Source organism: Paenibacillus sp. 598K, from assembly GCF_003851045.1.
GTDB lineage: Bacteria > Bacillota > Bacilli > Paenibacillales > Paenibacillaceae > Paenibacillus_D.
Map to the genome: position 1 here is coordinate 84,203 of NZ_BFBX01000010.1, position 6,437 is coordinate 90,639.

General features: G+C 58.4%; 5 protein-coding genes. 4 read left to right on the top strand and 1 reads right to left on the bottom strand.

Annotated elements, in window-relative coordinates; genetic code table 11:
- Window positions 1-11 precede the first annotated feature (11 nt).
- From PA598K_RS03830 to PA598K_RS03840, 3 genes are read left to right on the top strand one after another with little or no spacing between them, the layout of a single operon-like run.
- Complete coding sequence (locus PA598K_RS03830) at window positions 12-944, top strand: ABC transporter permease (protein WP_128655581.1); 933 nt, start codon at window positions 12-14, stop codon at window positions 942-944.
- Between the two features lie 14 nt (window positions 945-958).
- Complete coding sequence (locus tag PA598K_RS03835; RefSeq protein WP_128655582.1) at window positions 959-1,894, top strand: carbohydrate ABC transporter permease; 936 nt, start codon at window positions 959-961, stop codon at window positions 1,892-1,894.
- A 29-nt stretch (window positions 1,895-1,923) separates the two neighbouring features.
- The gene (locus tag PA598K_RS03840) at window positions 1,924-3,993 is read left to right on the top strand and encodes a hypothetical protein (protein ID WP_128655583.1); all 2,070 of its coding nucleotides are present in this window, start codon (window positions 1,924-1,926) and stop codon (window positions 3,991-3,993) included.
- A gap of 558 nt (window positions 3,994-4,551) precedes the next feature.
- On the opposite strand, the gene PA598K_RS03845 is transcribed toward PA598K_RS03840, so the two are convergent.
- Window positions 4,552-5,628: a helix-turn-helix transcriptional regulator gene (locus PA598K_RS03845; RefSeq protein WP_128655584.1), complete on the bottom strand. Its 1,077-nt coding sequence runs from the start codon at window positions 5,626-5,628 to the stop codon at window positions 4,552-4,554.
- A gap of 102 nt (window positions 5,629-5,730) precedes the next feature.
- Between PA598K_RS03845 and PA598K_RS03850 the strand changes: the two genes are divergently transcribed.
- Window positions 5,731-6,279: a hypothetical protein gene (locus PA598K_RS03850; protein WP_128655585.1), complete on the top strand. Its 549-nt coding sequence runs from the start codon at window positions 5,731-5,733 to the stop codon at window positions 6,277-6,279.
- The last annotated feature ends 158 nt before the right edge of the window (window positions 6,280-6,437 follow it).

Genomic DNA, 6,437 nt, shown 5'->3' on the forward strand with positions numbered 1-6,437 from the left:
GAGATCAGCTTATGCGAGCAAACAAAACGTTGAATGAGCCAAAGAGGGCCTGGTTGCCGGGCTGGCAGCTCTATCTGTTTTTGCTGCCTGCAACCGTGTACATTATTATTTTCTCCTATGTGCCGATGGCGGGCGTTCAGATTGCCTTCAAAAACTACAATTTCAACCTCGGCATCTGGGGCAGCGAGTGGATCGGGCTGGAAAACTTCCGGCGGTTCTTCGACTCGTACCAGTTCGGGACGATCATCTGGAATACGATCAGTCTGTCGGTGTACAGCTTGCTGATCTCGTTCCCGCTGCCGATTATTTTTGCCCTGGTGCTCAATTCCTTTACGGGGCTCAAATTCAAAAAGCTCGTCCAGTCCGTATCGTATATGCCCCACTTCATCTCGACGGTCGTCATCGTCGGCATGCTGGTGCAGATCTTTAACCCGCGGACGGGCGCTTTCGGGGCGCTGTACACGTTTTTTACGGGCGATCTGCTGCCCGATGCCTTTGCCAATCCCGGCGCGTTCCAGCATCTGTACGTCTGGTCGGGCATCTGGCAGGGCATCGGCTGGAGCAGCATCATCTATATCGCGGCGTTGTCCTCGGTCGACGAGCATCTGCACGAGGCGGCGCAGATCGATGGCGCGTCGCGGCTGCAGCGGGTGCGGCATATCGACTTTCCCTCCATCTTGCCTACAGCGACGATCATGCTGATCCTGGCGGTCGGCAATGTCATGGAGGTCGGCTTCGAGAAGGTGTTCCTCATGCAAAACGAGCTGAACATCTCGCGCAGCGAGGTCATATCGACCTACGTGTACAAGGTGGGTCTGACGATCGGCACCGGCGACTTTTCGTTCGCGACGGCGATTGGCCTGTTTAATTCCGTCATCAACTTCGTGTTGCTCATCATGGTGAACTACGCCGCCCGTAAGTTCAGCAACACCAGCTTGTGGTAGGAAGGAAAGTGACTATGGCAAAGCTCTCAACCTCGCTTGGCGACGCCAAGCCGCACAAAAGGAAGTTTTCCACGCACCCGGCCTCGGACCGGGCGTACTACATCGTGTCGGGCTTTTGCCTGACGTTTATCCTGATCGCGGTTTCCTATCCGCTGCTGTATGTACTGTCGGCCTCCTTCTCCTCCGGCAACGCCGTCTCCTCGGGTCAGGTGCTGCTGTGGCCCGTCGATTTTAGTCTGGAGGGCTATGAGGCTGTGTTCAAAAACAAGGATATCCTGCGGGCGTACGGCAATACGTTTCTGTACACGATCCTTGGAACCGCGCTTAACGTATGTGTCGTCATGACCTGCGCCTACGGGCTTTCCAGACCGGGGCTGAAGGGACGCGGGCTGTTCATGCTGCTGTTCACGTTTACGATGTTTTTCAGCGGGGGACTTATTCCGTTCTATATCCTGATGAAGGATCTGCACCTGCTGAACACGATGTGGGCGATGGTCATTCCAGGCGCATTGTCCGTGTACAACATGATTATCGCGCGGACGTTCATCCAATCCTCGATCCCCAAGGAGCTGATCGAGGCGACGAGCATCGACGGCTGCAGCGATGTCCGCTTCTTCTTTTCGTTCGTGCTGCCGTTGTCCAAGGCAGTAATCGCGGTCATTACGCTGTTCGCGGCAGTCGGCCACTGGAATGCGTATTTTAATGCCTTGATGTTCCTTAACGATCGTTCGCTCTATCCGCTGCAGATCATCCTGCGCGAGATTCTCATTATGAATCAGGTCGATGTCAGCATGATCATGGACCCTGAGCTGCAGATCGCCAACGCCCATGCGGCGGCGGTGCTCAAATATTCCTTGATCGTCGTCGCGACGATCCCGATCCTGTGCGTGTATCCGTTTATTCAGAAGTATTTCGTAAAGGGTGTCATGATCGGTTCGCTGAAGGGCTGACCGCATAACGAAACCGGGAGGGCGGCGGAGTGAAGAAGGCAGAGCTGAAGCGGGAAGATATGAAGCTGAGCAGGAGCGCCAGTCCTGTGCAGCTCCCAGCGCGCGGGGGCGGGTGGCCGTCCGACCGCCGGTTGTACGCCTACATCGACGAGATGGAGGTGCCTGCGGACTTCGTGACGACGGGCGAGACTAGGGAGACCTACCTTCAATTGATGGAGGCCTCGCTCTCCGGGTACGGCCTGGAGCTCGCAGATGCGAGCTGGGGCAGGGACGGCGAGGGCAGACCGCAGGATATGCAGGCGTACTCCCGCATCGTGTGCGTGCTCGGCGGACTCATCGGCGCAGGGCGGCGGGCGGAGCTGCAGCCGTTGTGGGAGCAGATGATGGAGGCGGCTTGCCGCCAGCTGCCCCGGATGACCGGAGATCAGATGGCCGACTTCGCGACCAAGGAGCTGCTGCTAGCCTACAAGGCGATGAAGCTTCATGTCGATGCCGGGCAACTTCGGGCGTGGGCTGACTTGCTCGCTACTGTCGATCCCGAGGTCAACTATGTGCATACGCGGACTGCGGTCCCCGATACGGATCGGTTGCACAATATTAACCTGTACAATATGGCAGGCGAGTATTTGCGCCAGACAGAGGGGATGACGGATGCCGATTCCTATCTGGACGCCCATTGGCCGCTGCAGCTCGGGAGGTTCGACGACAATGGCATGTACCGCGATCCCGGCTGTCCGCTGCTGTACGATCTGGCGGCTCGCTGCCATATCCAGCTCATGCTCGCTTATAGCTATGAGGGGCCTTATGCGGAGGAGCTGGACCGACATCTGGAAGCGGGGGGCATGATGACGCTGTTCCTCCAGTCGGCGGCCGGGCATATCCCCTACGGCGGGCGCAGCAGCCAGTTCCAATTCAACGAGGCGCTGGCCGCAGCCTGCGCGGAGTATGAGGCGTCGCGCCATCAGCGTGCGGGCCGCGTCAAGCTGGCGGGCGCATTCAAGCGGAGCGCGAGGCTGTCGGCTCAGGCGGTGCGCCGCTGGGTGCTGGAGATGACGCCGCCGCGACATGTCAAAAACGGCTATGCCATCGGTTCCGGCTACGGAGCCGAGCCGTACGCCTATTACGACAAGTACATGGTGACGCTCGGCAGCTTTGCCTATATGGCTTATCTGTTCGCCGATGACGCGATTGCCGAGCAGCCCTGTCCTGCGGAGGCGGGCGGCTACGTGCTGGCGACCTCGCCAGCCTTTCACCAGATTGTCGCCTCGGCCGGCGGTCAGTCCATCCAGCTCGACACCGCCGCCGATGGACGGTATGACGCGACGGGACTGGGACGGTACCATCGCCGCGGGATGCCCGCCGAGCTGGGACTGTCCTCGCCGCTCAGCGGGGCCCCAGGCTACCTGCTCCCGCACGGCGTCGCGGCCCGGGCGGCAGCGATCGGGCCCGGCTGGGAGCGCCCTGACGGGACAGTCGCCTATCTGGCGGAGCAGGCCGCCGGACTGGAGCATCGCTTGACGGTGCATGCAGAGGAGGCGGATCGCGTCGTCTTCAGCCTCGTCTACTCCGGAGGAGAGCTGCCGGACGGCCACACGCTGCGGGAGACGTATGCGCTGTCGCCGGAAGGGCTGGACATCGAGGCTGTGCTGGAGCTGGAGGAGAGAGTCGCGGATGGCGACCGCGCAGGCGAGCTGCGGGCGGGCGAAGGAATGCTGCTGCACGATGCGATGGCGGCCGAGCAAGGGACGGCTGGTGCGCCTGGGCCTGGCGATTTGCGGGGAGCCCAGCCGGGGACAGATGCAGGGACCGCGCGGACAGACTTGTCTCCGATCCGCTACAGGGTGCCGCTCTTCTGTGACAACGGCGCCGAGGAGAGCGGCCTGGCGATCAAGTGCAACGGCGATGACGTGCAGGCGACCGTCATCCTGGGCGATGACCGCTACAGCCTGTCGACGACAGGCCGTCTGGACATCGAGGAGGAGCGCTGCGGCAATCGCAATGGCGAATACCGGCTTGCCGTCATCCGTTCGGATGAGCGAGCGATACGCGTGCGGTTAACGTTATGGCGGGCGGAGACGGCGGCGGATCGCAAGACTTGATCGGACGATCACACCAACTTTGAGCATCAGTGGATGATTGCGGGGCGAAGGCTGCCTTGCAATCATCCTTTTTTTGAATTTGTCTACGGTAGCCGGAGCTGTACAGGAGGCTTTTACGAAATATCTGGGCTGGGACGTCTATCATCATCAGGCGTAGAGCGTGTTTGCAGTCTCCGAGGGCAGGAGATTGGGCTGAATTTTCGTTGCTTGCAGGGAACTTTGGTGAAAGCGTACTGGGGACGAGAAGCACAAGAACTGCAAAAATACATTTATTTATCAATTTCTGTCCAAGAAGATGAAGTATAACTGCAAAAATACCTTTAATATGAAGAAAAAACACGTATCGGTCCGATTTCTTTAAATTTAAGTGTAGTATTGCAGTTATTCAGCCCGAAACAACTGTTTTAGGAGGATTTAAATGTACATTTGCAGTTATTTCAGCTCAGACAGGCTCTTTGTCAGCTGGCCAGGCTGGTCAGGGTCATTCTTAGGATAAGGAGTATTAGCTTGTAGCCAAAGAGAGCGCGGTTTGCGCACAAGCGTGCGCAAACCGCGCTCTTACCCGTATAGCTCGATCATCTGTTCATATTGCCGATCGCCGAGGCCGTACTCGGGGAACTGCTGCAACAGATCGGCGACGAGGTTATCCTTGTCCCGATGTCGCCGGATATAATCGACGATCGGACTGCCCTCGCTCATATACGAAAAGTACAGGCGGATCGCCTGATACGTCACCGGCATCGTCACGGTTGTCGGCTGTTGGCGATTGCAGAGCACTGACTGATAGACCCCGGCATAGCCGCGAGGGTCGATCTCGTACGCATCCGCGAGGAAGTCGTCGATCCGCTCCAGCGCCATGCAAAAAAACACATCGCCCTCGTAGCCGATCTGGTCCAGATAAGCCAGCATCGTGATCAGATTGAGCTGACAGAACATATCATCGCCGAACCACAGGACGATAATATCGAAGCGCTTCTCGAAGAGAGGCCTCAGCGACTCGATAACGATGCTGCGGTATTCTGGCTCCGTGGTCTGAAGGGACTGCACCCTCGCTTGGACAAAGGACGGCGAGAAAATCTCCGCTTCGGTCTCTCCCCAGCACATCGCTTCATTAAAGGGTACGTACGTCGCATTCTCCTTCGTCAGCTTGTTCGCCTTGAATTGCTCCAGCATGTGGGAGCCGTTCAGCACATGCAAAATGTTCGCCGGAGCGTGCGCGCCGATTTGCTCTTGCAGCTGTTGAATTTTGTCTTGCATGCTATCACCCCCTTGTCGGGGCGTCAGGAGGGGCTTGGGGTGCGTCTCTTGGATCGGCGTTTGCGTCTCGCGATACCGATGGGGCGTTATTCCGTATTGTTCCACGAACGCCCGCGAAAAAGCTTCCTGCGAGCCGTACCCGAACGTTAGCGCGATCGACAGAATGCTGCTGTCCGTCGCCTTGAGCTGCTCTGCTGCGCGGGTCAGCCGACGCTTGCGGAGATAGCTCTTCATCGTCTCGCCGAACGTCCGGTGGAAGGACACGGAGAAGTGATACGGGGAGTAGTGGCAGTGCTGCGCCACCTCGTGCAACGTAAACGTCCTCGTCAAGTTCTCTTCAATATATAACATTGCCTTCTCAATCTCGGTTTGCCGCATAAAAGCTTCCTCTCCTTTCCTCTCATAGGATATCATAAGGAAAGCAAGTCGATATGATCCGTATTGCGATACCTATCGATGAGAAGAGAGGAAGAACGCGACATGAAAGAAGCTTCGGAGCAGTTAGCTGACCTGTTAGGTCATCCTTATCATCCCCAGCAGGTGCAAGCCGTGCTGCAGCCTTTGGGCGTCAAGCGGATGCCCAAGCCTAACAGTTACTTCAATGACGACATCATCTGGTCGGCCAAGGCGTCGATCCGCCTGGACATCTATCTGCCGGCCAAGCTCCGGGAGCTGACCGGCAGGGAGTATGAAGACCCGGAGGCATGGAGGATCGGCGCTGTCCATTTCCTCGCTCCGGGAGCGGATGACCGCATCAAAGCGCCCTACGCCGCTCCGCTCCCGGGAGGATTGACGATGGCCACTGCGCCGGAGCTGGCGATCCAGACTTACGGCACGCCCCAGCTCGATGAGGATTGCGAGTGGCCGGGCTTTGACGGCCGCATCCTGGCCTGGCGCAAGCCCGGCCTCAATCTCGTCATCGAGTACGAGGCGGGCGAGTCCGGCTACGCGATGCGGAGCTATACCGCTTGCCTGATCGGCTGCATTGGCGCCTGGCGCCGCGATCATCCGGCGATTTTTGCGCCTTGACGGGGCAGACTTGGCAAGGGAAGTTTGATCGCCCGTAGTTGCTCTAACGCTCTCAGGGCGAACGTTAGAATCTGATGGACGGCAGTTCGTGTCCGCGAACGGTCGTTGAGATAGCGCGCCTCGACACGCGGGACTGCGTGTCGAGGCGATTCCATATC